At 60.9% G+C, this 25277-nt stretch carries 30 protein-coding genes; 17 read left to right on the top strand and 13 right to left on the bottom strand.

What is annotated here, in order from left to right:
* Window positions 1–99 precede the first annotated feature (99 nt).
* Window positions 100–1014: a sensor histidine kinase gene (locus tag CXY73_RS06735; RefSeq protein ID WP_104177234.1), complete on the top strand. Its 915-nt coding sequence runs from the start codon at window positions 100–102 to the stop codon at window positions 1012–1014.
* On the top strand, window positions 1011–1700 hold the full coding sequence (locus CXY73_RS06730; protein ID WP_104177233.1) for a response regulator transcription factor: 690 nt from the start codon (window positions 1011–1013) through the stop codon (window positions 1698–1700). The genes CXY73_RS06735 and CXY73_RS06730 overlap by 4 nt, the downstream gene beginning before the upstream one ends.
* A 221-nt stretch (window positions 1701–1921) precedes the next feature.
* On the opposite strand, the gene CXY73_RS06725 is transcribed toward CXY73_RS06730, so the two are convergent.
* The 5 genes from CXY73_RS06725 to CXY73_RS06705 all read right to left on the bottom strand — a co-directional run bounded on the left by CXY73_RS06725 (window position 1922) and on the right by CXY73_RS06705 (window position 5247).
* Window positions 1922–2605 carry an ABC transporter permease gene (locus CXY73_RS06725; RefSeq protein WP_233198183.1) on the bottom strand — a complete coding sequence of 228 codons (684 nt, stop codon included), beginning with the start codon at window positions 2603–2605 and terminating at the stop codon, window positions 1922–1924.
* A gap of 83 nt (window positions 2606–2688) precedes the next feature.
* The gene (locus CXY73_RS06720) at window positions 2689–3642 is read right to left on the bottom strand and encodes an ABC transporter ATP-binding protein (protein ID WP_104177231.1); all 954 of its coding nucleotides are present in this window, start codon (window positions 3640–3642) and stop codon (window positions 2689–2691) included.
* A complete protein-coding gene (locus CXY73_RS06715; RefSeq protein ID WP_104125836.1) occupies window positions 3639–3863 on the bottom strand; it encodes a helix-turn-helix transcriptional regulator in 225 nt (74 codons plus the stop codon). The genes CXY73_RS06720 and CXY73_RS06715 overlap by 4 nt, the downstream gene beginning before the upstream one ends.
* Window positions 3860–4222, bottom strand: a complete 363-nt coding sequence (locus CXY73_RS06710) for a hypothetical protein (RefSeq protein ID WP_104177230.1) — start codon at window positions 4220–4222, stop codon at window positions 3860–3862. Before CXY73_RS06710 ends, CXY73_RS06715 begins: the two co-directional genes overlap by 4 nt.
* Before the next feature lie 53 nt (window positions 4223–4275).
* A complete protein-coding gene (locus CXY73_RS06705; protein ID WP_158254052.1) occupies window positions 4276–5247 on the bottom strand; it encodes an ABC transporter permease in 972 nt (323 codons plus the stop codon).
* Between the two features lie 600 nt (window positions 5248–5847).
* On the opposite strand from CXY73_RS06705, the gene CXY73_RS06700 reads away from it, so the two are divergent.
* Both CXY73_RS06700 and CXY73_RS06695 read left to right on the top strand, forming a co-directional pair.
* Complete coding sequence (locus CXY73_RS06700; protein WP_104177228.1) at window positions 5848–6162, top strand: metalloregulator ArsR/SmtB family transcription factor; 315 nt, start codon at window positions 5848–5850, stop codon at window positions 6160–6162.
* Between the two features lie 3 nt (window positions 6163–6165).
* Entirely contained in the window at window positions 6166–6873 is a 708-nt protein-coding gene (locus CXY73_RS06695; RefSeq protein WP_104177227.1) for a hypothetical protein, read from the top strand.
* A gap of 691 nt (window positions 6874–7564) precedes the next feature.
* Here CXY73_RS06695 and CXY73_RS06685 read toward each other — a convergent pair.
* Both CXY73_RS06685 and CXY73_RS06680 read right to left on the bottom strand, forming a co-directional pair.
* Window positions 7565–8284 (bottom strand): hypothetical protein, encoded by a 720-nt coding sequence (locus CXY73_RS06685; RefSeq protein WP_104177225.1) that lies wholly within the window; start codon window positions 8282–8284, stop codon window positions 7565–7567.
* Window positions 8281–8667, bottom strand: coding sequence for a PadR family transcriptional regulator (locus CXY73_RS06680; protein ID WP_104177224.1), 387 nt, complete (start codon window positions 8665–8667; stop codon window positions 8281–8283). The genes CXY73_RS06685 and CXY73_RS06680 overlap by 4 nt, the downstream gene beginning before the upstream one ends.
* Before the next feature lie 385 nt (window positions 8668–9052).
* On the opposite strand from CXY73_RS06680, the gene CXY73_RS06675 reads away from it, so the two are divergent.
* The 3 genes from CXY73_RS06675 (at window position 9053) to CXY73_RS06655 (ending at window position 11776) form a co-directional block, all read left to right on the top strand.
* A complete protein-coding gene (locus tag CXY73_RS06675) occupies window positions 9053–9592 on the top strand; it encodes a hypothetical protein (protein WP_369831220.1) in 540 nt (179 codons plus the stop codon).
* A 1013-nt stretch (window positions 9593–10605) separates the two neighbouring features.
* On the top strand, window positions 10606–11502 hold the full coding sequence (locus CXY73_RS06660; protein ID WP_146071659.1) for a hypothetical protein: 897 nt from the start codon (window positions 10606–10608) through the stop codon (window positions 11500–11502).
* Window positions 11474–11776, top strand: coding sequence for a transcriptional regulator (locus CXY73_RS06655; RefSeq protein WP_104177220.1), 303 nt, complete (start codon window positions 11474–11476; stop codon window positions 11774–11776). Before CXY73_RS06660 ends, CXY73_RS06655 begins: the two co-directional genes overlap by 29 nt.
* A 117-nt stretch (window positions 11777–11893) precedes the next feature.
* On the opposite strand, the gene CXY73_RS06650 is transcribed toward CXY73_RS06655, so the two are convergent.
* On the bottom strand, window positions 11894–12178 hold the full coding sequence (locus CXY73_RS06650; protein WP_104177219.1) for a 2TM domain-containing protein: 285 nt from the start codon (window positions 12176–12178) through the stop codon (window positions 11894–11896).
* A gap of 833 nt (window positions 12179–13011) precedes the next feature.
* Here CXY73_RS06650 and CXY73_RS06640 point away from each other — a divergent pair.
* Genes CXY73_RS06640 through CXY73_RS06630 form a run of 3 tightly spaced genes read left to right on the top strand, consistent with a single transcriptional unit; the run spans window position 13012 to window position 14980 of the window.
* Window positions 13012–13371 carry a GntR family transcriptional regulator gene (locus tag CXY73_RS06640; protein ID WP_104177217.1) on the top strand — a complete coding sequence of 120 codons (360 nt, stop codon included), beginning with the start codon at window positions 13012–13014 and terminating at the stop codon, window positions 13369–13371.
* A complete protein-coding gene (locus CXY73_RS06635; protein WP_104177216.1) occupies window positions 13368–14273 on the top strand; it encodes an ATP-binding cassette domain-containing protein in 906 nt (301 codons plus the stop codon). The genes CXY73_RS06640 and CXY73_RS06635 overlap by 4 nt, the downstream gene beginning before the upstream one ends.
* Window positions 14270–14980, top strand: coding sequence for a hypothetical protein (locus CXY73_RS06630; RefSeq protein WP_104177215.1), 711 nt, complete (start codon window positions 14270–14272; stop codon window positions 14978–14980). Before CXY73_RS06635 ends, CXY73_RS06630 begins: the two co-directional genes overlap by 4 nt.
* 144 nt (window positions 14981–15124) lie before the next feature.
* Here the strand turns inward: CXY73_RS06630 and CXY73_RS06625 are convergent, their stop codons facing one another.
* Window positions 15125–16171, bottom strand: a complete 1047-nt coding sequence (locus CXY73_RS06625) for a S66 peptidase family protein (RefSeq protein ID WP_104177214.1) — start codon at window positions 16169–16171, stop codon at window positions 15125–15127.
* An 88-nt stretch (window positions 16172–16259) separates the two neighbouring features.
* Between CXY73_RS06625 and CXY73_RS06620 the strand changes: the two genes are divergently transcribed.
* Window positions 16260–16766, top strand: a complete 507-nt coding sequence (locus CXY73_RS06620; RefSeq protein WP_104177213.1) for a GNAT family N-acetyltransferase — start codon at window positions 16260–16262, stop codon at window positions 16764–16766.
* A 66-nt stretch (window positions 16767–16832) separates the two neighbouring features.
* On the opposite strand, the gene CXY73_RS06615 is transcribed toward CXY73_RS06620, so the two are convergent.
* Both CXY73_RS06615 and CXY73_RS06610 read right to left on the bottom strand, forming a co-directional pair.
* On the bottom strand, window positions 16833–18059 hold the full coding sequence (locus CXY73_RS06615; protein ID WP_158254051.1) for an alpha/beta fold hydrolase: 1227 nt from the start codon (window positions 18057–18059) through the stop codon (window positions 16833–16835).
* Window positions 18056–18631 carry a TetR/AcrR family transcriptional regulator gene (locus tag CXY73_RS06610; RefSeq protein WP_158254050.1) on the bottom strand — a complete coding sequence of 192 codons (576 nt, stop codon included), beginning with the start codon at window positions 18629–18631 and terminating at the stop codon, window positions 18056–18058. Before CXY73_RS06610 ends, CXY73_RS06615 begins: the two co-directional genes overlap by 4 nt.
* A 150-nt stretch (window positions 18632–18781) precedes the next feature.
* On the opposite strand from CXY73_RS06610, the gene CXY73_RS21895 reads away from it, so the two are divergent.
* From CXY73_RS21895 to CXY73_RS06595, 4 genes are all read left to right on the top strand, one after another.
* On the top strand, window positions 18782–18940 hold the full coding sequence (locus CXY73_RS21895) for a hypothetical protein (RefSeq protein WP_158254049.1): 159 nt from the start codon (window positions 18782–18784) through the stop codon (window positions 18938–18940).
* A gap of 204 nt (window positions 18941–19144) precedes the next feature.
* A complete protein-coding gene (locus tag CXY73_RS06605; RefSeq protein ID WP_092113102.1) occupies window positions 19145–19672 on the top strand; it encodes a PadR family transcriptional regulator in 528 nt (175 codons plus the stop codon).
* Window positions 19669–20352 carry an ABC transporter ATP-binding protein gene (locus tag CXY73_RS06600; protein ID WP_104177210.1) on the top strand — a complete coding sequence of 228 codons (684 nt, stop codon included), beginning with the start codon at window positions 19669–19671 and terminating at the stop codon, window positions 20350–20352. Before CXY73_RS06605 ends, CXY73_RS06600 begins: the two co-directional genes overlap by 4 nt.
* On the top strand, window positions 20349–22568 hold the full coding sequence (locus CXY73_RS06595; RefSeq protein ID WP_104177209.1) for an FtsX-like permease family protein: 2220 nt from the start codon (window positions 20349–20351) through the stop codon (window positions 22566–22568). Before CXY73_RS06600 ends, CXY73_RS06595 begins: the two co-directional genes overlap by 4 nt.
* A gap of 159 nt (window positions 22569–22727) precedes the next feature.
* Here CXY73_RS06595 and CXY73_RS23495 read toward each other — a convergent pair whose 3' ends face one another.
* Window positions 22728–23327, bottom strand: a complete 600-nt coding sequence (locus CXY73_RS23495; protein ID WP_158254047.1) for an RNA polymerase sigma factor — start codon at window positions 23325–23327, stop codon at window positions 22728–22730.
* A complete protein-coding gene (locus CXY73_RS06585; RefSeq protein WP_104177207.1) occupies window positions 23324–23908 on the bottom strand; it encodes a hypothetical protein in 585 nt (194 codons plus the stop codon). Before CXY73_RS06585 ends, CXY73_RS23495 begins: the two co-directional genes overlap by 4 nt.
* 279 nt (window positions 23909–24187) lie before the next feature.
* On the opposite strand from CXY73_RS06585, the gene CXY73_RS06580 reads away from it, so the two are divergent.
* Window positions 24188–24796, top strand: coding sequence for an SRPBCC family protein (locus tag CXY73_RS06580; RefSeq protein ID WP_104177206.1), 609 nt, complete (start codon window positions 24188–24190; stop codon window positions 24794–24796).
* Window positions 24793–25269: a DUF4166 domain-containing protein gene (locus tag CXY73_RS06575; RefSeq protein WP_104177205.1), complete on the top strand. Its 477-nt coding sequence runs from the start codon at window positions 24793–24795 to the stop codon at window positions 25267–25269. The genes CXY73_RS06580 and CXY73_RS06575 overlap by 4 nt, the downstream gene beginning before the upstream one ends.
* The last annotated feature ends 8 nt before the right edge of the window (window positions 25270–25277 follow it).

Below are 25277 nucleotides of genomic sequence, written 5' to 3'. Positions count from 1 at the left end.
GACGCCAGCCTCCCGAACAGGGTGGAGTCAGCTCCACCCTTTAGCGCGGAGGCCACGTTCGTGGGGCTGATCGTTTGTGCCTCTTCTAGAGTTGTTCCTATGCAAGACCTCACGCGCCACCGTCGCATCCTGTTTCTTAGCCAAGCAGGAGTCGGTCTAGCCAGTGTCTTGGTCATTGGTTTCCTGTTGGGCGTCACGCTGTCAGCGCGAGCAAACGAGTTCAGCGTGTTCGCCAGTTTTGCAGCCGTGGCAGTGGCAGTCCTCGCGTGGTGGGTATTGCTGAAGTTGGAGCGCGCAAAATTCGTGGCCATCACAGCGCGGCCCGTTGATTGGGCACGAGAACTACGGGAGGTGCGTGATTCCCGGCGGGTCATCGTGTCAGCATTCGAGATCGAACGACGTCGCATCGAGCGCGACTTGCACGACGGCGCCCAACAATACTTAGTGTCGGCCAGTATGAAACTCGGCGAAGCCTCATCCGTGCTTCACAACCGCGCCAGCACCCGAGGCTCTGAGCCGATGCTCCTTGCCTCATTGCTGGAGGGAGCGCACCGCGACGCGGAGGAAGCGATGCGCGCACTGCGCTCCACCGTATCCAACATTCACCCCCAAGCACTCGCGGACCTGGGACTGCTCGCCGCCGTCACCGACATGGTCGAACGCAGCACTGTAGACGTAGCAGTGCACTGCCCGCACCGTTTACCGAACATGCCCGAGGGCGTCGCAGCGACCGCCTGGTTCTTCTGCTCCGAAGCCCTGACAAACGTGGCCAAACACGCACCGGGAGCGACAGCGACACTGCTGCTGGCCGCCGATGCAGACCTGCACGTTTCCGTCGTGGACAACGGGCCAGGAGGCGCCCAGTTGCGCCACGGCGGCGGGCTTGTCGGGATGCGTGAACGACTAGCTGCCTTTGGTGGCTCCCTGGAACTGGTTTCACCCAAGGGTGGGCCCACGACACTGTCAGCCCGGATACCGCTACTACTCACTCCAACCAACGAAACGAACCCATGAAACTGATCATCGCCGATGACTCTGCGCTTCTGCGCGAGGGTTTAGTGTCCCTGGTCGAGCGTCAGGGTCACGAGGTCATCTCGGAGGCGGCCACCGCCCCGGAATTAATCCGGGCACTTGCAACGGCCGTGCACGCTGGGCGGCGCCCCGACGTTGTCATCACCGACGTCAGAATGCCGCCAGGCATGCGTGACGACGGCCTGGCCGCAGCAATCAACATCCGCAGAGATTACCCGGGAATGGGAATTCTTGTCCTGTCCCAGTATGTGGCCACTGCCCACGCGACGGACCTCTTCAACGGCTGGGGAGACGGGTCATCCATGGTGTCACCACAAGAGGCCGGAGGCCTCGGTTATCTTTTGAAGGACCGCATTTCACGCGTGGCGGACTTCATGCGGTCACTATCGATCATCGCCGCGGGCGGCGTTGTTGTAGATCCTGAAGTCGCGACTCGCCTCATCCATGGCCGCCGTACAGCACTGGATCGGCTCAGTGCCCGCGAGTTCGAAGTGCTGGAGCTAATGAGCCAAGGACTATCGAACCAGCAGATCGCTGAACGGCTCTACCTCTCCACCAGCGCCGTCTCCAAACACGTCACAAATGTGTTCATGAAACTAGAACTGCCAGCTGGCGAGGACAATCGCCGGGTACGCGCGGTGCTGGCCTATCTCACTGCCAATGATTGACTCGTTGAGTCGACTGTCTTCGTTCATGCGCCTGAGTCTGAACTCGCCCGAAACCTCCGTGTGATCACATCACGGCGTGTGAGCGTGTCCCGCAATGGGGGAACGGCTACTGAGGCAGATATTGACGCTGGTGCCAGTTGACAAGCTGGTCAGTGTGACTCCTTCTGTTTGCCGGATGCTGGTCGACGCAGAGCGTGGCCGTTTATGGCTTGCGAAGCGGTTCATTCATTCGAGATCCATTGGTGGGATCGAACCGCGACGTAGGCTGTACCCGCTGCAAAGAGTGTCATCAGTGCCCAGTTCACGCCTATTGGGAGGAAGGGTGCGGAGTTGGCCAACAGCGCGCTCAGGGTGTCAACGAACCAGGTGGATGGAAGAGCACGGAAAACTATCGTGATCCATTCGGGCAATGATTCGAGCGGGAATACCGCTCCGGACGTGAATAGGGCGATCATCGGAATGATGTACGACAACTGCAGTGCGAGATCTGGATTCGTCATCCGGGCGGCGAGTAAATAGCCGAAGACGAGCATCATGGCCCCGCCGAGAAGGAGCGTGACAGCGAGTAGTCCTACGTCTCCCATAAGGATGCCGTCCGCAATGGCAATGGCAATGATGACGATTCCTTCTAGGGCGAGAATTCCGGCCCGAACAGGGACGTGACCGAGCAGGAACGCTTTGCGGCGCGCAGGAGTGGTCGCCAGCTGAAGCAATACTCCGTTACTGCGGTACGTGACGCGTTGAACGGTTGTCAGGATGAGCGCGACGGCCATGAATCCGGTCACGGCGATGAGCGGCAAACTCTTCAGGAGCAGGCCGGCTGGGCTTCCGGTAGCCGCCGCAATGAGGATGTCGATGCCCCAGAACGGGACGGGAAACGCAGCGAAGCTGACCAGGAGAGCCACCAAAGCGCGTTTGCTCCGAAGAAGTTCGCGTGTGTGCATCCGTGCGAATGGGAGAACTTGAGCGCCCGTCGAGGCTCCAACTGTCATGGCCTGCCGGTGCTCGATTTGGTGCTCGGGTTCGAGTTCGAGATGTCCAGGAAGACGTCTTCGAGCGACCCACGCTGCACTCGATAGTCGTGGGCGTCGAGTCTCGGTGAAAAAGTGATTTTTCGAAGGATGGTGTCGGGGTCTTCCGTCACTACACGGGCATGGGTCTCGGCTCCGATCTGGGTCGTCGTTATGTTGCCGACGAGACCGAGCTCAGCGAGGTCTGTGCTGGTCACCGGGCGGGGAACGGTGAAGGTGACAGTCGCGGTGGCAGAGTACTGCCGGATGAGCTCTTCAGGTTCTCCCTCCGCCGCGACTCTTCCGTCAACGATGATGGCAAGCCGGTCGCACATCTGGGTGGCCTCGTCCATATGGTGGGTCGACAAGAGCACCGTGCCGCCTCGCTTTCGCTGACCTTCGATGATGTCCCACAGTTTGCGGCGGGCGCTCGGGTTTAGTCCGGCGGAGGGTTCGTCCAGCACCAGAATCTCGGGATTCCCGATGAGGGCAATGCCGATAAGTAGGCGTCGTTCTTGACCGCCGGATAAGTGCTTCACCCGCATTTGGTGTGCCTGTTCGAGCCCGACCTCGCGGAGAATGTCGGCAGTCTCACGCGGTGCGGTATAGAACGAGGCGAACAGTTGGACTGTCTCCCACACGGTCAAGGTGGGAAACAACGCTGCGGCCTGTGGCTGCACGGCCATCCGCTCGGTAATCTCACGCCGGTCCTTCGCAGGATCGAAGCCGAGAACGGTGACGGTACCTGAGGTGGGTTGTCTGAGCCCGACTATAGTCTCCAGCGTCGTAGTCTTTCCTGCTCCGTTCGGCCCGAGAAGTCCGAAGACCTCGCCGCGCCGCAACGTCAAATCAATACCCCGAAGGACATTCTGCGTTCCGTACACTTTGCATAGTTTGTTGACGACAATCACATCGCTTGTTCGGTCGATCATCGCTTGCCTCCGGTAGGTGGGGCGTCATTTTCGTCGGGGAAGAAGATGGTCTCGATTGGCACAGAGAACAAAGTCGACACTCGAAAGGCCAACGGCAGTGAGGGGTCGTACCTACCGGTCTCCAGCGCGTTGACGGTCTGTCGGGAGACGCCCAGAGCTTCGGCGAACTGCACCTGAGTCCATCCGTGCTCGGTGCGGAGCTTGCGAACGTCGTTTCTCATCGACTCGCGCGGAATGAGAGAACACTAATGGCGACGCCCCACAAAGACATCCCTCCAATGAACACCCACCACTCGGGGTATGCAACGGTGACGCCGGCGGTGCTCAGGAAAGCGACAGTGAGAGCAATCAACATCGCCGCCCCGAAACCGATCGCGAAACTCTGCAAGACGAAGATCCGTTGGAACTCGTCCACACGATGAATGTGTCGAGCAACGGCGATGGTGATCCAGAGCACAGGGATGAGTGGCAGGAGCGCAATGAGAATACTTGCTGGCGTTCGCTCTTCGGTGCGAACGACTCCCGGGAGGAAAAGAAACAGCAAGACAAACGCGACGACTCCCGCGCCCACCTCCCACATGTACCGTCGAGACCCTTGCAGCTCTCTCGGGGTTCGAGTCTTTGGCTCTGGTGTCACAATTGCGCCTGTACTTTCTCTCGTCGAATCGTTGGTTGGCGGCGTCGCGGTTCGGACTGATCCCACTCGAAGAGTCGGGCAGCCATTCCCGCGGCACATGCTGCGGTCACCGCCATGAGGGCCCAGAGGACCGTGAGGGGAAAAAACGGTTCGGAGCCGGTGAGCGTGGCGCTGGCGGCCGTCGCTAGCCACGTCGTCGGCAGACAGTTCATCGCGATCTGGATAACAGCCGGAAGGATTGACGCGGGCAGGAGGCCACCAGAGGCAAAAACCAGCATGATCGTCAGCATCACCATACTTTGCTGCGTCGCTTCGGCATTACGTGACCGTGCTGCGAACACCAAGCCGAAGGACAGAAGCATGGCCGTACCGAGCAGGAACGTGACACCAAGGCCCAGGACATCGAGTCCATCGAGATAGCGTTGCCAGACGGCAATCGTGACGGTGAGCGTAATCGGGACCACCGCAACGAGAACCCGAGCAGGAAGCTGCGCCAGCAAAAACGTCGAGCGGCGAAGGGGCGTCGTGCCAAACAATCGAAGGAGACCCCGCTCCCTCATTGCCACTAACGGAACAGTGGTGCCAATGAACGCGATACTCGCGATCCCCAGCATCGCGGCGACGCCCAAATTAGCGCGGAGTGGATCGAGCTTCACATCCCCGTCACTATCGACCACTGTGATCGCATCGGCAGCGAAACCGGCATCTCGAAGCCCTATCCAGATCGGATTCCACGCTGGTTGATTCGACGCATCAAGAAGGACATAAACGCGGCCGTCGTGAACAGTGATCTCCGCGTTCCGGCCTTCAGCACCTACGTCGACGAGCGCGACACCGGCACTGTCCAAAGCGTCCATAACGGGCGCACCTGCAGAAGTGACGACAGCCGAAGGAGTCAGCCCGAGAACGGTGAAGGAAAGCCACATCGACACGTAGATCACCAGAATGGTCGCGAACATGAACAGCATCGAGAATCCCGTAAGCGGGTTCCTCAGCACGTCCTTCCCGCTCATCACCGAAAGACGCGCAAAGGTACCCCAACAAAGCGGGAGGGAAACGCCCCTCTTGCCACACCGCATCACAAGCGACACCCAAACCGACCAAGAGCTTCAGTGACAAGGAGACTTACCATATGGAAAGTATCCTTGACAATCGAGGCGGCGTCAAGTCGCGCCGCCAAAATTCCAACTCGATGCCGCATGAGCATGACTGTGAGACCTCCCGCGCACGTATGGGGCGGTACCTCAGCCAACGTACGCGCCCGGAAGGAGCGATCAGCGGGCGCTCGAATGAACAAACTAAATATGGGCGCGACGACCCGCCTAGCCGCCCATAAGGGGAATGGTGACGGGGTCTCTTCGGCACGCACGAAGCGCCGTGTGACTTTCGGCGCTATATGGCGGTGTTCTTTGATTGCTATTTGGCGCATCGACCTAGTTGCCCGCGTTGGCTCAGAGCGGGTAGTCAGCGTCTTGTATCCCTTGTCTTTTGGTGTACATCGGTTATAGGGCACATCTGATCGCCCGCTGGCTTGAGAAGTTTCCCGGTGCGTCTGGTAATATCTCGTTATGTCACGAAATAACGAAGAAGGGATATTCGACGCTCTGGCGAATAGCAATCGTCGTCGAATTTTGCAGTTTCTTCGGGACAAGGACTTCGTTCGTGCCGGTGATATCGCCCGCGATCTGGAGATCGGGCACTCAACCCTTTCCGCACACCTCAAGGTACTTCGCCACGCTGATTTGGTTGTATCGAGGCGGCAAGGGACGGAAATCCAGTACCGCGCAAACCTCATGGTGATCGAAGAAGCGATCGTTGCGCTGTCGAGATTACGTCGCGATGACGGACAAGGGGACCAATCGACCCAAGGAAATGAGAGTTGAATCATGCCTGATCTGGGATTTTCAAGCGAGCTCAAGGCTCTCCGACCGGCGTTTGCGGTTGTTGGTTTTGCCTGCATAACGATGGTTGTTGCGTCCGTAGTCTTCTGGCCGGACATGGCCGAGTCTCTCGTCACGCGAGGGGCGAACGCTCGTCATGGTGAGAGTGTGGTTCAACGCTGGTTCGCTGTTGCGGCCTTCCCCTTCTTCCTGGTCCTTTTCGCTGCGTTGTTGGGAGCTGCGCCATTACTAGATCGCAAACTCCGAAAGGTGCTCTCACAGGACGCCCCCGCGAACTCCCGCAATGCGGTGCGCGTTCTGGGCTATCTGCTTGCAGGCGTGGCAGTGGCAATGGCAATGGCAATGACTATCTCGCACTTCGGACTGTTGAGCGCATTTGCCGGAAACAACTTCCCCCTGGAAGAGGCGATGGCAGCGAGCCTGGGCCTCATCGTCATCCTGCTCGGAATCGCTTTCCCCCTGGCTCGTCCCGAAGATGAGTCCTTGCCTCCCTTCCTGAGACGCCTCCTAGAGGCCGTTGGCCCTGGTTATCGACCCGCGGCCATTCTCATGGTGCTCATTGGTGTTGCATCAATCACGTTGGCCTTCGTGTCGGCCTGGACGGCATTGGTGGTGGCAAGCGCCGGGACGATCACACTGATTCTCGGCGTCTACACAATCGCACTGTTGCGGGTGCGTCGACACGACGCCTGATTCGTGGGGGAGATGCAAAACTGCATAACCGCTGCACCACACCTTCTGGGCAACAGCGGCAGTCATCGGCTCCAACACCGCGCCAGTGTCTCGAAACCCCTTACGGGACGCTGTCGCACCAGACGACAAACCAAGCCCAACAGAACGAGGGCTGTGCCTCCGGACGCCTATCCAAGTTACCGCGATGCATCGATCAGGCAGCGTGGGTGACGCTTGCGTCTCCAACCATCCGTGTAACCGTTGCTGTCAAACGAACTGGGAGAAAGACATGAAGCGTTGGATAACGGGCGCGGCCATCACGCTCGGATTGGTAATTACCGCGCTTCTAGGAGTAATCGGCTATACGGCTGTTGGCCTGGCTCGTGGGAAAGCTGGAGCAGCTTGAACGGCCCCGAGCCAGTGTGGCCGGCGGCCATAGGTTTCGGCGCAATGTACGTCATTCCAACGACCGCAGTCGTTTTGGTCGTCCTCATTGCCATTGCTGTTGTTCGCGCATGCATCCCCAAATCCAAAGCTTGATACATCTGTATTACCCGCTGAGGGAACGTTGAGCGCTTTGACAAACGTCCGTGAAGTCAGCCCGGTTCGTTGCGGGCTTTGATCGGTCACCTTGCCCCATGTCTGCGGACACGTTGGGCCGGGAGCACCTCGTCAACGGCCCTGGCTTACAGTTGCGGTCGTAGGGGTTCGTTCAGGTAGTGAACAGGATGACCACGCAGAGCATGATTGCTGCGAATAAGGGGAAGAGCCAGTTGGTGAACATCACGAATACCCGCATGCCACGAATACCGGCTGCCGGGCGGGCGGGTATGGGGGCTGTGATGTCATCGAGGTTGCCACGTCGCAGCGTTTGGATCGTATTCCATGTTGATAAGAGAACCATGGCGATGGCGCTGCCGAGCAGCCACGGAAGCGGGTCGAGGCTGATCCAGGCCTCTGCCGTTGTGGCCGGCGTCATCGCTGACCACAGGAACCCGCAGCCTGCGCCGACAGCAAAGAGGAGAACGAGCAACCACGGACGTCGTATCGCCGCCGCAAGATAGAGCGGCAGGAGGGCGACGAGTCCGCCGAGAGCTGCGGCAATCACCAGTTGTGCGGGAGTGATCAGGAGCAGTTCCTCTTGTGTCCAGGCGCCGACGGTTTGAACGAAGAGCGAGAAAGCGAGCAAACCGAACATGGAGGTCCACAATCCGCGGGTCGCCCAATCGTGTCCTGACCCACGAGGCAGGTCGAGCGATGCCGCATAGGCACGCGCGGGTCCGAAGGCCTCTTCTGCGCTCTGACCCGTATCAAGGAGTAGTTCGCGGGCGGTCGCTACGGCGTCGCCAATCGCGTGTCCGAAGACATCGCGCATGCGCAGCTCTAGGGTGAGCTCATCGAACCATTTCTTGTTTGACGAGGTGACATTCATGCGATGTTCTCCTTGCGGGGCCCGGTGGCTCCTAGATAGCTCGTGCTGACATTAGTGAAGCGTGCCCAGTCGCCGCGTAGCCGCTCGAGTTCGGCGCGGCCGCGCTCGGTGACTGCGAAGTACTTTCGGCCAGGCCCAGCCTCGCCCGGGCGCCATTCGGTGTCGACTAGACCGGCGGCCTCATATCGAGTCAGTAACGGATAGAGCGTGCCGCCCTTAATCGTGCCGAGCCCGTGCACTTCCAGTTCCCGGATGATTGCATATCCGTAGGAAGGGCCTGATTCCAGCGCACGCAACGCCAGAAAGCCGAGCGTTGCCCGCAGCCAATCGCTTGGCCATTCGTCACCAGGCGCTGCTGGGATGTTCGGAATGTTTGCGTCCATAACTACATTGTGTCTCTAAGTAGTTAGTGTGTCAATAAAACGGAATTTCATCAAGCGTATGACGGCTTCACCAGGCGTCGCGTTCAAAACATCTGCTTGAGTCGGTGTTCCGCGTGAGTAGCCCGCCAGGGGGCCCTCACCGCGATCAGGAATACGGCACTAGACCTTGCCGCACAGGCTCGGGCCCAATTCGTGGCCACGCCACCAGCTCAGCAGCTCGATTCAGACTGGGGACCAGCCTGCCCTAAACGCGGCCTACGGCTAGTCCGAGGGGCGGAGCGGCTTGTGAACTTGGGTGTCATCATCGCCTGCGAGATCGGGTTCTGGGCCGTCATCGGGGGGCCTGGTCGCTCGCTACCTCCTCAAAGCCAAGCGTCTCGGTCTTGTGCTGATAGCTCTAGCCCCGGTCATCGACCTGGTGCTGTTGACCACGACCGCGGTGCACCTCCACGCAGGCGCTGACGCGGAATGGGCGCACAGCCTGGCCGTGGTTTACATTGGCTTCTCGATCGTCTACGGCCCGAGGATAGTGCGCTGGGCCGACATCCGCTTCTCTCACCGGTTCGCCGACGGCCCCGCACCAACACGCCTCCGCGGAACCGACTACACCGTGGCCTGCTGGAAAGACGTCGCGCGCACCTTGCTCGCAACAACAATCTCCGCTCTCGTCCTGTTCAGCCTGATCTGGTTGGTAGGCAATGCCGCGCAGACAGCCGCCCTGGAGCGTTGGTACCTAATCCTGATAACGATCTGCGGCATTGAAGTGATCTGGGCTGTGTCGTGTACACGATCTGGCCCCGCCCCTCACGCAGAACGCCGCAGCCGCATAACAACGACCCAGCCCACGTCTGGTAGGGGGAACCCTCACCGGGAAGAGAGCGGAGCGGAATTCGAGAGGCCGCTCAGACCATGCTGCCGGATGTAGAAACAATCAGGGAATCGGGTCGAGGCGGCCTCCCATCCTTCGGCGGCCGAAGGCAAAGCGTGCGGTGAAAAGACGGAGACACGCGCGACCTCCCACGAGCCTTCACTACGTTCGAGTACATGTTCGCCGTGTAGGGACCGGACTAACTTCCACCCTTGCCGCCCACCCGCGTTAATGTGGTCGACTTCTTCGCTGCGCGACACTGGCCCCACGATCCGTGTGGCTTCGGTGTCAGCGACGGGGGCGCTGCGACGGCTATCGAAACGCTGCTGAGCTGCCTGCCGGGACGTCCCCAGGGCCTTGCCAATCGTTGCCCAGCTCAGTCCGGCTTCCTGTGCTGATGCCACGGCTTCAGATTGCAGTTGCGTAGCAACGCGAGCCAAGTCCCCGAAGACAACGACTGAGTGCAAGATGAGGTCAGGGGATTGATCTCCGTCCTGGTTGGTGAGGGCTGCCCCCCTGCCGGCAGCAAGCTTAGACAACTGCACCGACAAGGCAGCGTCGGCTGCTCCGGTCATCGTTCGTCGTCGTCCGCTGGGCGCCAGGAATTCGCTCGCGAAGCCGATTTAGACTTCTGGATCATAAAAGTGACGAGCCCAATCACTCCAGCGATTAGAGCAATCCAACCGGCAATGCTCACGATGAGGCCGGGGAGGTTAGCGCCTATGAGTGCCGCAAACAATACCAAGCAGATGCCGATAGCCAGAAGGATGAGGAGCGTGGTCCGTGCAGTGCGAATTCGTGTTCTTGCGTTCATGCGTCAAGGTTACATTGACGCCGGTGAAGGCGTCAAGTGTGCATTGACGCGATGTGGCGATCTCAGGCTGCATTCATGCGCAAACCGTCGTGTGAACCATTGGGGGCGGTGGCCAGTGACGTCCCCGCAAGAGGAACGTTCACCAGGACAGCGGAGCTGTCCGGAAAGCGGATCCCTCAGCGAAACGGCGGCCCCGGCTCGCCGAGACTGGACGATACGGTTCTGATTAAGATTCCATATCGACTATACTATCCATATGGAAAATGAAAGCCGGGATCCTTCCCGGCACAGCGCTGCAGAACAATTGCGGAGCTATGAAGACGTGCGGAACCGGGTCACGCTTCAGGGTCCATCCCGTGCGTTCGCGCTGCTCATGTTGTGGGGTGCGGTTGTTCTGGCTGTCTATGTGGGAGTGTTCCTGTTCTCCTTCGGTGGCCGCCCAGTCGATGAGGTGGCGTCGGGCGCGGGCGGCTTCCCGTACACAGGAATCCTCTTGTTCCCCGTGCTGATCTTCAGTTCGCTGGTCAGCGGTGCACGGGAGCGATTCGGCATCCGCACGAAACCGGCGCCCGGTTATTGGATCGCCTACGGGCTCATCATCGCCGGATTCATGACTCTGGCCGGGTTGAGCATCGCCGGAGTGAGCTACCCCTGGCGGCTGAACCTGCTGGTGGCTGTGACGATATTCCTCACGATGAGCGCCGGCCCGATCCGGCAGCTTCGGCGCGCGACGACGCCCAACCCCGATCGTTGGATGAACGAGCCGCTGAGCCGACCTGCGCGATGGTCTACAGCATTGATCGGTGCCACCGCCGGGCTGCTCGCGGCGACCAGCACGCTGGCGTGGTTCCCGGTTGTGGGAGCCACGGTCATGATGGCGCTCGTGGTGGTGCTGGGCGGTTGGCGGGCACGGTGGGGGCTTCCCCGGACGGGCTACGAGTGGGGGCCGATCCATTGGGCTGCGTTCGGGATCGCAGTCGGTGTGCTGTTCTTGCTGACCGTCCTGCTCTCGCGCACGGGCTGGATCACGACCCCGATCAGCGTGGCCACAGGCGTCCTCGTCCTTTTCGTCATGCTCATCGCGTCATTCCTGCCCACCCGCTCACGAGGCAGGCAGGTCGCTCATGGCTCACCCACGACACCGACTGGATGATGCCTTTCAGACCCCGATCCGTTTCTCGCTGATGGCCGCGTTGGGACACAGAACCGAAGTCGATTTCCGCACCCTGCGCGACCTCCTCGAAGCCAACGACTCCGTGCTGAGCAAGGCGATTGGCCACTTGGAGAAGGCCGGCTACGTGAAAGTCACCAAGGGCTACGTCGGTAACCGCCCGAGAACCTGGATCGAGTCAACGATGAAAGGACATCGCGCGTACCAGAATCATCTGCTCGCCCTTCGCGCCATCAGCGAGGGCATCCTCGGCTAGACAGCAGCGACGACGCCCGTAAGCCGAACGGCAAATGGAACATGTTCTGTCAGTTCGCCCACGGAACACTCCCGTTAGCCTCTCCGGCCCTGTGTAAGTAAGGTGGCGTACGGGCTGCTAAGCGTCAGGGCCGCGGGTGGAGCGTTTAGACATTCTCAACACTTCGGCGTCGATGGCATCCTCGGTAATACCGTGGCTGTACGCGTTCAGTCCCATGAAGAACGCTCCGATCCCCATGCCCACGATTGGCCACACTGGCCAGAAATATTCGTTGGGGCCAGAAAAGAACCAGATAGCGACCAAGAGCACCGAAATCCCAAGCCATATCCAGAGGAACTGCCGGAAATCTGCCTTAGCTTTTAACCGCTTGGTGGCAAGTTCGCGCAACTCATCACTGTTCATGGTTTGATCGTATCCCGCTGGCTGTGCGCAATCTACAGCACCGTGGATTAGGGGTTATGGGAGTCTTTATCTTGCCGCTCGACCACGCACTGACCACCTCACTTGGGAACCCTCAACAGGATGGTGGGTCACCATGTCCGCTGAGCACATGAGGATTTATCCAACCGGCCGTTGGACATACTCGCGAAGCTCGATAGGTCATCGACTTAGTTCGAGGTGCGGTTGGCGCGCTTTCACCTCAACTTCGAACGCTTGCCACCCAGAAAGAGCGACAGGCCCGTAGTTGTCAGCGCTGCGAGCAACCAGGGTGCAGACGACGGCGTAGGCCCAGCGACTGCCCAGCCCGCGAAAACCAAAATTGCGGCGAGCCCTGACCCCGCCCACACGATCGGGAGTGCCGCTCGGTGCCCAGCGGCCAATTCATTATCCCCCCGCAGAACGTAACTGTTCTGGTATCCCATTGAATGTGCGAGGTTATTACGCGAGAGCTTGAAAATAGCTAAAGCGACTATTGCAGCAGCACTAAGGGCGACAAGCCCGAGCATCAACCAAATATTCATCTATCGAGCCAATCACGCTCGGCGGCAGAATGCCACCTCCCAAGTATTCAAGATGTGAAAGTGCGATCGGGGCACGAGCGCCCCTCCTCGGCAACTTTGTCCGCGTGCTCGTATTCGCCGCTCGCTCAACCCGCCGACGGCCTTGTCCCCTGCCCGCAACTGGAACCCTGAGTCGTAGACCGACCATAGCCGGGTTCGACCAGCACCTACTTGACTTCGACGGTCAGCCAGCTTAGGTTAACTAGTGCACTATAGAACCTAAGGGGCGCGTGGATGTTTACCGGTGGCGGACCGATCTATCAGCAACTCGCCGACCACATCGCCGAAGACATCATGGCCGGTACTTATTCGGAAGAGTCCAGCGTGCCGTCCACAAATGAGTACGCCGTTTTCTACCAGATCAGTCCCATCACTGCCACGAAAAGTGTCAACCTGCTCGTCGAACAGGGCGTGCTGTACAAGAAGCGTGGCATCGGAATGTTCGTCGCAACCGGGGCGAGAGACCGGCTGCACAAATTGCGGCGGTCAGAGTTCCGCAAGGAATACGTCGCCCCGCTCGTCCACGAAGCGCGGTTGTTGGAGATCAACAGAAGACAGCTTGCAGAAATGATCGACCAGGAGAACAAGAAATGACCAACGCGATCGAAGTCCACTCCGTCACCCGAACCTATGGTCGGGTGCGAGCCCTCGACACCGTGAGCTTCGCCGTCCCTGAGCACTCAATCCTCGGACTTCTCGGCCGCAACGGTTCCGGAAAGACAACCATCATGTCGATCATTGCCGGCCAGGATCGACCATCATCCGGCCAGGTCGACGTTCTCGGGCACACGCCCTTCGAACATGCACCGACTCTCGCCCAGATCAGCTACGTTCGTGACAACCAGCGATACCCCGACGACTACCGACTGCACCATGTGCTGCGGATCGCCCCGGACTTCGCGCCGAACTGGAACTGTGACGTCGCCGAAGAACTCACCGATGGCTTCCGCATCCCGGCGAAGACTCCAATCAAGAAACTCTCTCGCGGCCAACTGTCGTCGATCGCCATCGTGCTCGGATTGGCATCGCGAGCTCCGATCACCCTGCTTGACGAGCCGTATCTCGGACTCGACGTCACCGCACGCGCCCTGTTTCACCGGATGCTCCTTCACGATTACGGACAACACCCCCGGACGATCGTCCTGTCGACTCACCTCATCGAGGAGTCAGCGTCACTCTTCGACCGGGTGGTGATCTTGGAACAAGGAGGTGTCGCCATGAACGGCGACCAAGACGACGTGCTGGCATCCGCCTGGGTGATGAGCGGCACCAAGGATGCCGTAGCCGAGTTGGTCGCGGACCGCCCCGTTCTGCAGAGGAACACCGTTGGCGGCCTGACTTCGATCACCGCGGACTTTGCGCTCGACGACGCCACACGCATCCGAGCACGAGACCTCAGAGTGCAGTTCGCCCCTGCGTCGCTGCAGGACCTTGTTGCCGCATATGGATCGAGTGACACAGACTCCACCGACGTGAAGGTAGCTGAACGAGCATGAGCACAATGATTTCGACGACCAAGTTGCACTTCAACAAACGTGAGCTGACCCTCGTCGTACCGCTATACATCACCGGCATGGTGGCAGTGATCTCAATCTTGATTTCAGTGCTGTTCTGGCGCGGAGGCAGCCTTCCGGGCACGACGGGCTGGATCCAGGGCTCTCAGAGCAATCCTGGGATTCTGTACGCGCTGGTCGGGTTCCTCGTGTATCTCGGCGTCCAGTCGGTCGCGACAACGTTTCCGTTCGCGTTAACACTCGGAGCCACCAGGCGCGGGTTCGCCGCCGGCACGCTCCTGTGGAGCGTGACCGTCTCCGCCTATCTCGCTCTCGCGTTCGCGGCGCTGACAATCATTGAAATCGCCACCGATCACTGGTTCGCCGGATTCTACATTTTCGACATCTACGTGCTCGGAGCCGGTGACCTCGGTCTGTTGCTGCCCATCGTCTTCCTTGGCGTGTTATCGATGCTCACGATCGGCGGCGTGTTCGGCGCATCCTGGATGAGGTTCGGCGCGCGCGGGCCGCAGTTGATCGGGATGAGCACCGCCATCGTGCTGGTCATCGCCTTGATCGTGATGATCCCCGCTGCCGAAGACATCATCGCAGCGTTCGAATTGTGGTGGCTTGCCGTTGCGGCGGCCGTGGTCATCGTTGTATCCGCGATAGGGACCTGGCTCCTGTTGCGTTCAGCGAGCGTCCGCTGACCACGACGGCGATCTAATCGCTGCTGTCCACACAGGTGGAACTGCGTCCCACTCGAGCAACCCTCCACGGGACGGCAACAGTGTGAGCGTGGAGTCGTCACCATCAGTTGCGCGGCAGACGACTAGAAATGCAGTGCGCTGACTTCAGCTGTAGTCCGCGCTGACCATACGGGCTTTGCCGTCGAGCCGGATCGTGTTGCCGTGCGGGATGATCCACTGCGGTCTGGTGTGTCCGAATGGTACTCCGACACAGATCACGGCTTCGGAGTTATATCGGGCGACTTGTTCGATGATTGTGTCGCGCTGAACTGCGCGCAGTCGAGTGCGCTCGTTCGCTAACGGGACGGCTGAATGCAGTTCGCTGACGGGTGGCCGGGCGACGAGAACACCGGCGACGGCATTGAGAATTCCTCGCTCGCCCAGGGCGCGCACCCAACGCTTCACTGTGTCGGCATTGGGGAGTTCCTCGCTCGTTTCGAGCAGGAGAATCGCCCCGTCCAGGTCGGTGACGTCGGGCGTCCGGTTGGCGAGGGCGATCTGATCGATGACTTCGATGCATCCGCCCCACGTTGGGCCGTCGGCTACCGTGCTTGCGCCCGCCCACGCCCACGGTTCGGTTGGTTCTCGCATGCCGAATTTATTGAGAGCGCGGTGATCAGTCCACGAGATGCCGAAGTCTTCGGACTCGCCCGGATCGGTGAGGTTGATAATGCCTCCGTCAAGCAGCGCCGCACGCAGGGACGCCGCGTGCACCTCATCGAGGTGCGGGCCTGGTCCGAGGTGGACTTGTGTTGAGCCTCCGTAATAGCTGGGCACTCCGAGGTTCCAGAGAAGGTTGTGCAGGTTCGTGTTGTCACTGTATCCGAGGAACGGTTTGGGGTTTGAGGCAAGAATGTCGGTGTCGATATGTGGGATGACGGTGATCTGATCATCCCCTCCGATCGTTGCAAGAACCGCCCGAATACTCGAATCAGCGAACGCCGCCTCAATATCGGCAGCGTGCGCCTCGGCACTCGCACCGAGCTGCCGTGTCGTTGGATACTCAACCGGCACAAGCCCAGTAACTTCTGTGAGGCGTCGCATCGCCCGCTCATGAACGTTCTCGGACACCGCAGGAGCCGCAAACGCCGGGGATAGGATCGCGACTCGATCGCCGACAGTGGCCTTGGGGACGTTAGTGAATGTGCGCATCCAGTCATTGAATCAGAGGATCGGATCGCCACGCACGTTCATAACGCCCGCAAAAAGAACGACCTGCGGGCGTGGATAGGCTGGTCCGATGCTCTTCCAGACCGAACACCTATCGGTGCGTCAGTTTCGCCGCGACGACCTCAACGACTTCTCAGCCCTCTGCGCCGACCCGAACGTGATGCGATTTGTCGGGGACGGGACCGTCCTCAGCCGCCCCGAAGTATCGCAGTGGATCGAAATCTGCGAGCGAAAGTACGTCGATCGCGGTTACGGCACCTCGGCCGTCTTCGACGCGCGATCTGGCGATTTCGTAGGCTACTGTGGCGTGATTCGAGCGCCGGATCGAGACTTCGATGAACTCACGTATGTCTTTCGTCAGAAGGCTTGGGGCGACGGTTATGCAACGGAAGTCGGGATCGGCATGCTCGACCACGTGTTTCGCATCTCGTCGCTGGGCTCGATCTCGGCGACGATCGAGCCGGAGAACGAGGTCTCCAAACGCGTTGCAGCAAAGTTGGGGATGATTGAACTGCCATTCGATTCCGATGACGTGAGTTATTGGAGGATTACACGCGAGCAGAACTGCGCTCGATAGCCCTATTCAGTCCCTGGCGGGGCACCCTGTTCACGGTGTCGCTAGACCAACGCTTTACGGACCTGCTCAGCTGAAGGCTCGGGGAGCGAAGCGGGCGAAAAAAAGCCGGTTGGAGATGATCCGGTGCATCGGCCCGCGTATGCCGTGCGGATCCGAGGGCAGTACTGCAGGGTCGATCGTTCCCGACGTGCGGATGCTGTCGACCATGGCGCGGGTGACTTCGAGGGCGAGAGCGGGGTGGGTATCGAGTGCGCTGTGTCCGTGATCACGGACTGGGAGCACTGTGGCGTTCGGGATCAGCGCAGCTATCTGCTCCGCCACAATGCGCGGTGTGCGGACATCATGGTTGCCGGAGATGATGACACTCGGCCAGGAAAAATCGGGAAGCGCGTCCACCAGGCTGAACGGCTCACCCTGGAACGGTGAAAAGTAGTGTGCGGCGTTTGCAAAGGCGTCACTGACTTTCAGAGGCGCGTCTGTGGTGATCGGCGCGTACCCGAGCTCGCGGAACGCGATTTCACCGACCAGATCAAACTCCATTACGAACGGAATCGACGACATGACTTCGCGCGTCCCAAGCCGATTGATCCACTTCCATACTCGTCTCCCCCTACTCTGCTCGAGGAGGGCGAGCATACGATCCACCGAAGGTAGTCCGCCAAACTCGTAGAGGAACTGCAGCGGGAACATCTCATCAGCGTCAACCGTCCCACGCTCGACGAGCCGACGGACCGTGTCTGCCTGATGCTGTGTGGCCGGGGTCCCGTCCCAGAACAGAGACTGGAGCATGCGGGTCGAGAGCTGGTCGGACCCGGCGTTGATCATCGCGGAGTCCAGGATCATTCCCGCCACCCTCTCGGAGTGCCTCACCCCAAACCCCTGGGCAAGATAGCTGCCATACGAGGCTCCGTACACGAGAACTTGGTCAATGCCTTCGGCGTCGAGGATCGCGGCGGCGTCATCAAGCACCTCAGTGATCGCGATCACCTTCCGTGGGAGGTCAATGCCATTCTCATTAGTGCGAGACAAGCCGACCCCGCGGTGTTCCATCATCACTAGATCTAAGCCGAGTTTCTCGGACTTCGCGCGCAGCCCCCGGTACGGCAACACAGACGCAAGCCCGGGCCCGCCAGGGATCACGAAAACCGGCAACCCGCCCTCGGGTCCGGTGCGGGTGTACGCCAGATGGAACGAGCCTCCGCCTTCGAGGGGACGGTCGATGGTTCGCACGCCCGGCGTTCGTGCGACCTGCTCAGAGCGCTTCCGACGCTTCGCCATGGCTCGATCAGTCACCGTGTCTCCTTGACAATCAGGGACCGGATTACACCTGAGACGATGTTTCGCGCCGCGCCTAGGGTCATCGCGGATCCGGGGGTGATGATCTCCAGACATACCCCAGAGATCACGGCGTTCAGCAACAACACAAGCTCGGGGATCCGTCCACGGTCGACCGCGCCCTCATCGGCGAGAATCTCCAGCCAGTCACCAACTCGACGGTGTGCGCGCTGGATCGCGACCTCTAAGAACTGGCGCGACAGGCCATTCGCGCCCGGTTCCAGAGCGTGCCTGTACAGCCCGAACCACACATTTAATAGCTCCTGGGCTGTGGCGTCGTCGGGAAGGAACTGCAACATGCACCGCACCAACCGGTCACCGGAATCCCGACTGGCGTCACGGATATCGAAATCCTGAATCGTATCTTCCAGTACCCGCCGCACCACCTCATCGTGCAGATCTCGCTGCGTCGGGAAGTAATGCCGCAACGTCCCCATCCCAACTCCGGCCGCAGTAGCCACCGCCCGCACTGTCGCTCCACCCAACCCCGCCTCAGAGACCACCTGCGCAGCCGCGTCAAGGATCCGCACTCTCTGCATCTTGTCCGTCACACGAACAAGTTAGCACAATGTGCTAAAACGCCGCCGAAGCGTGCACTCCCCCATCGGCTTCGCGCCAACTCCGGCACGAGAATCCCCTTCTACCGGAATCCTCCGATCATCCCGGCTGGCTCCATCGCGATGCAGAGCATCGGCGGAGGACTCCTCGTCTTCGGCGCGGCCGCACTCACCGGAGTACTCGGCACATGGAGCATGGTCGTTGTCGTTGGTGTTCTTCTCGCCACGCTGACCGTGATCACGATTCACAACCGTCGCCTGACTTTCCCAGCTAACCACTGACGGAAACGGATGGCGTGTTTGGGTGACGCTCGGCGATCCGGTTTCGAAATGGTGAGTCGTCCCAGTGAGGGTTCCCCTACGGAACCATTAGGAGGCCGCGGTCTTCGCCCGACCGCTCCGCCGTCCGCGGCCTAACCAAACCTAATAAGTAGTTGTCAGCAAGATGGCTAACCGCCACTATTCACTGTGTGTATAGTGGCGGTTGTGGACAACTCTCTCACCCTGCTCGGGCTGCTCAGTGTCGAGCCCAGCTATGGTTACGATCTCAAGCACACCTACGATCGTTTCTTTGGAGTGCGGAAACCCCTCGCGTTCGGTCAGGTCTATGCGAGCCTGGCACGCATGACCCGTGACGGGCAGATTCTTTCGCTAGCTGACGAGGCTGGTGGGGGCCCTGATCGTAAGAAGTACGAGGTCACCGAAGTCGGCCGAACCCGCGTCTCGCAGTGGATGTTCACGCCCGATATTCCCTCGGAAACTTTGCAGAGCAACCTTTTCGCCAAGACCATCATTGCCCTACTCGTCGACGACAACGCAGACCGGCTGCTCGACGTGCAACGCACGGAGCATCTCGCCCGTATGCGGGAACTCACCCGTGAAAAGCAGGGAGCAGACCTGATGCGCGTGCTGCTGTGTGACCACGCGCTCTTCCATATCGAGGCCGACCTGCGCTGGATCGACCTGACCGGCGCCCGACTGACCCAACTGCGAAACGAGATCAAACTGCCATGACCGCCCTCATCCAGGCTCGTGGCCTGCGCAAGTCTTTCGGTACAACGGATGCCCTCCGCGGCATTGACCTAGACATCCAGCGCGGCGAGGTCGTCGCGGTGATGGGGCCTTCGGGCTCCGGCAAGTCGAGCCTGCTGCACTGCCTGGCCGGTGTGCTACTGCCCGACAGCGGCACGATATCCGTTGGTGGCACCGTCATCACTGCCCTGAGCGAAGCACGCCGATCGGCCCTGCGCCTGAAGGAGTTCGGCTTCGTTTTTCAATTCGGTCAGCTGCTGCCCGACCTGACAGCAATCGACAACGTCACCATTCCGCTGTTACTCGGAGGCATGAAACGCAGGCAGGCGTTGACGGCCGCGCGTGGATGGCTCGACCGCCTCGGCCTTGAGGTCGCCGCCGATCAGTTGCCCGGCGAACTCTCCGGCGGCGAAGCCCAGCGCGTCGCTATCGCCCGCGCTCTGGTCACGCAACCGTCGGTGCTCTTTGCGGATGAGCCCACCGGGTCCTTGGATTCCCTCGCTGCCGAGAACGTGTTGACAGCGATGCTCGAGCTTGTCCGCAAGGCGGGAACCACGCTCGTGATGATCACCCACGACCCGCGCACGGCAGCCTACGCCGACCGCGAGATCATCGTGCGGGATGGTCAGCTGGCGGCAACTGACCGGGTCGGCATCAAATGAATCCGAGTGTGGTGCGTCTGGCTGTGATCGGCAGCCGTGCATCCTGGGGGCGGCTGCTGGGTATCACCGCCGGAGTCGCCGTGGGAGTGACTCTGGCGCTCCTACTTGGGGGCGCATATCAGGGCTTGGGTGCCCGGGACGAGCGGTCCAGTTGGATGTATGCCTCCGGGGAGTACGTGGTCGGCGCCGACACAGGCCCGGGCACGGTGACCGCTGATATGGCGTCGCTGGGCGACGACCGAGTGGCGCTGGCCCACACGACCGACCGGCACCAGGGGGATCGGATCGTGCGTCTGGATCTCGCCGCCCCGACAACGTCGAGCGTCACGATTCCGGGCATCACCGACCTGCCGCAGCCAGGTGAGTACTACGCGTCGCCCGCGCTCATCGACCGCATTGCGCAGGTTCCGCCCGACGAGCTCGGCGACCGCTTCGGCACACTCACTGGAACCATTTCCGACTCTGCCCTCGCGAGTCCTGATTCGCTCGTTGTCGTTGTCGGCGCCAGGACGAGCGCCCTAATCGAGCGCCCGGCAGCGCAGATCGTGACCAGTTTCACAGACGTGCCACACCGTGCGGGCACGAACTACCAGACCGTGGCGATCGTGGGTGCCATCGCAGTGCTGTTCCCGGTGCTGTTGCTCGTGAGCATCGTGACCGGGCTCGGCGCCGTAGCTCGGCGGGAGCGTTTCGCCACACTACGTCTGATCGGCGCCACCCCGCGCACCGTTGCCGCCATCGCCGCGGTTGAAACAGCGGCCACAAGTCTCATCGGGGCACTGATCGGCGTACTGCTTGCCGCGCTGCTCGGCCCGGTCGCCGCGCTCGTCTCCGTCGACGACGGAGCGTTCTTCCCTTCAGACCTCGCCGTGACGCCGCTTACCACGGCCACGGTAGTGGCGGTCACCGTCGCGGCATCCGCAATTACGGCAGGCGGACGCATCCGTCGCGCGGGCATCGGACCGCTTGGACAAACGAAACAGCAGGCAGAAAAGACCCCCTCGCTGCTTCGCTTAGTGCCGCTTGCAGGCGGGCTGGGAATACTCATCGCCACGACCGTGGCGGTGCTCGCCGGACTGCCCGTTCCGCGCGTCGGAACGCTGGTTGTCATCGGCTTCACCATCACCACCGTCGGTCTGCTCGTGGCAGGCCCCTACCTCACCCTGCTCGCGGGCGGCATCATGGCTCGGCGCAGCAAGACAGCGGCTGGAGTCATCGCGGGCAACCGCATCCGTCGCACGCCCGTGGACACCTTTCGCTCCGTGAGTGGCCTCGTCGTTGCCGTGTTCATGGTCAGCGTCTTCGCGGGTGCCGCGACAACCGCCAACCAGAGCGTAGCCCCCGACGATGGGCCGGGACTGCTTCCGGTCAGTACCCTCATTCAGCATCTGGATTCAACGCCCGCCGCGACCGACCCCGCTCGCACCGAAGCGGCTCGCGCGCGCATTGCCGCGATCTCGGGAGTCACCCAAGTGACCACAATTTTCACGATTGATTCCGGTGAGGGACCCGACGCCAACCGGCTCCTGATTTCGGCGGATGCCGCGAACGACCTCAGTCTCGGGATTGTTCCTTCCGCTCCTGTCGTCTCCATCAACAGCGACGCCCTGAGAGGAACTCCCGCCGTCTTCACTCCCGCGGAAGCGACCAACGTGGCCGAGCTGACTCCGCGCATCCTGCTCATCGGCACCAACGGATCACCGGCCGCGATCGAACGCGCGAGAACCGCGCTGCAGGCAGGCACGATCGCCGGTACCGGATGGATGCCCGCGGGCACCCGAACGGATCTCGCCGACGATCGGTTGCAATCCATGGCCGCGAGTTTCGCGAACCTCGCCTACTTGGGTATCGGCGTTGCCACGCTCATCGCAGGACTCTCACTCGCCATCGCCACCATATCGGCCATGATCGACCGTCGCCGAATGCTCGCCCTGCTGCGGCTGCTCGGGATGAACCTCGCCGGCCTCCGCCGCATCATCACACTCGAAGCGGCAGCCCCGCTCCTGTCCGTGATGGCAATATCGATCGGACTCGGCTTTCTGGTGGCCGACCTCATACTCGTGGGGCTCACCAACGGTGGCCGATCGGTCGGCTGGCCCGATGCCCGCTACATCGGAGCGCTACTTGCCAGCGCAGTGCTTGCCCTCGCCGCGGTCGCTGTTGCCGTCACCCGATTGGGGAAGAACACCGACTTGGCCGCGATCCGCTACGAATAGGCGACTCGCAACGGCATCACGAAGGAGGATTTCGCCGCAACACAACGTCGTCCCGCAAGACGTTCGTCTTGCGGGCATCGTCGATCGTCTGGTGGTGTCCGGCGCTGCAGGGCGGCGCACCGCCGTGGATAAGTAGATCGCCCGACAAGGATTCGCAAGCTATCGAACGGATAAACACGGAATGTGTGCAGGGTTCACTGGCTCGGGCTGTGCCGGTGACAGTAGCGCTCGTAGCTGCGCCTTGGCTTTTGTCATTCTGGATCTGACGGTTGAGGGGTTGATGCCAAGGATTGCTGCTGCCTCGTGTGACTTGAAGCCGTCCCAGTAGATCAGTCGGACCAACTCAGCTTCACCAGCGGAAAGTGATGCGATCGCGTCTCGGAGCTCAATCCCCTTTTCATCGGGCTGGGGTGCCGGAGTTGTTCGCAGTTCGTCGGCGAATCTCTGCACCGCGGCCGAGTGGCGTGCGAAGGTGCGTCGGGTGCGTCGGGTGCGTCGGGTGCTTCGGGTGCGTCGGGTGCTTCGGGTGCTTCGGGTGCTTCGCAACACATTGTGGGCGACGCCGAATAGCCACATGCGTGCTTCTGTCGCGTCTGTCGGCATTTTGCGATGGAGTTTCCATGCCGTGATGAGTAGTTCACCATATGCTTCGGCGGCATCAGCCGGGTTCGAGATCCTGCGCAAGAAGTAGCGGAATAGGTCGCCTTCGCTGTCTTTTATAGCAACGTCAAAGCGAGGCTGCCAGTCAGCAGTGCTCACAAGTCGCACCCTTCCGTGGCCATGCCGAAGCCGACGAGATCGGGGTCGTAACCCTTTGCCACCAGGTGCTCCCACGTCAAGTTCGAGGCCACCCGCCACACAGCCATCTGCTTGGCCTGCGCATCACTCATGGTGATCGGATTTACATCGCCGTTCTCGTCTTGAGCGGTGAGATACGACTCGCGGTTCTCGGCTTCCATCCGCACGGTGTCCAACGTTTCGAGATCGAGGGCGCCGACGAACGCTCGTGCTTCACGCGCGATGGCTGAGTCCTCGTCTACGCCATCCGCGAAGCTGACGGTGAATCCTGCGAAGCAAAGCTCGGCACCGTTCGAGACTGAGAAGACGTTGTCCGCGACCCAACCCCAGGGCGTTTCCATGCCGCCAGCAGCCATCGCTGCTGACCCTCCACCGAAAAGCAGAACCGAAGCTGCGACGCCGGCGGTCCATGCCCGCAAACGACGTGCGCGGCGAGGTCTTGCGTCAGCGAGGATCCGCTCACGATGCCCGGCCAAGCCTGCCGGCAGCGGTGGCTGGGGTGCCGTCTCGTGGAGCATGAGTTCGAGTTCCGTGTTGTCCATGGCGTGCCTTTCGATAAGTACGTTCATTCAGTACATGACCGCTGGCACCCGTTTTGTCCACGTGTCCCCAAGAATAGGTCAGGAGACATCAATCCCCGTCACAGATACCGCGAGGTCCTGCCCTGGACTCGGAGCCGGTTTGCTGGCTGAGAGTCCAGCCCCTTCGGCTTGGGACTGCTTGCGGAACAGGTCGCCGGCCGTGCGTCCGCCGGCAACGCTTCTACTCTTCGTCGAAGTATGCGATTCGGGCAATTGTCAGTGGTGCGGCAAGCTGGATGTATGGGGGACAAAGCGATTTATGTTGAGCTCGAGATCGACGCGTCGGTCGACCGAGTTTGGCAACTCACCCAGGACGTGGATCAGCATCCACGGTGGGATCTCCGATTCAGCCGCATCACCCCGGTCGCGACGCTTCCGGCTGGCGGGAGCCGTTTCGTCTATCAGCGCAGGATGCTGCTGCACACGATCACGGGGACCGGTACGTCCCTGGGAGAGAAAAAGCGGCCCGATGGCACGCTGACCTCGGCACTGCGGTTCGCCACGCATGACCGGCTGTCACCGCTCCGATCCGGGCGCGGCTACTGGCGTTACATTCCCACATCTCAGGGGACGACCTTCATCACCGGGTTCGACTACGATCCCGGGTGGGGGAAGCTGATCGACCGTCTGATCATGCGGAAGTTCATCGGTTGGATGACCGCATGGAGCTTCGACCGCTTGCGTGTCTGGGCCGAGACCGGGACGCCGCCAGAACGGTGGACGATCGCATCCGTCCTCGCCTTCTGGCGCTCAGACCGGCCGAAAGCAGCGCGCTGTCGGCGCACACCGAGACACGGCACCGCCATGGCGCTGGCCCCGATGTCCCTGCACACGCTGGAGGAACCGTGACGTCTATCTTTCAGCACGTCCTCGGCGATGACTTCGACCGGCTGCATCCGATGCTGCAACGACGGTTCGGAGTCGGTCTGGGCGCCGGTTACGCATGCATCGGTCGGGGCACGATGCTGCAGATCAGACGCGGACCGTGGTGGACGATCCCGTTCCTGCGGATCGGGAAGATCCGCAACATTCTCATTCCCGATGTCGGCAGGAACGTACCCTTCACCATCTGGAACTACCCCTACCTGGACCCCTTTGGTCGGGAAACCGTCACCTTCGTGCGCGAATACCAGGTCCGCGACCAGCCGAGCCGGTTCGATGCGACCATGGTCTTGAGCGACGGTAAAGTTCTTGACTACCTGGGGACGCACCAGCACCTGGCCGTGGACCTTGACCTGTCGGTCGAACAGGATGCTTCTATGTTTGTCAAGCGGTTGGCGATGAGGCTGCTGCAGCCAGGGTGCGGTAAATCTGTCTCGTGATGTAGCGC

The sequence above is a fragment of the Cryobacterium sp. Y50 genome (assembly GCF_002929805.1).
Lineage (GTDB): Bacteria > Actinomycetota > Actinomycetes > Actinomycetales > Microbacteriaceae > Cryobacterium.
Note: the sequence above shows the minus strand (reverse complement) of the source record. Positions and strands in the feature narration are given on the sequence as shown.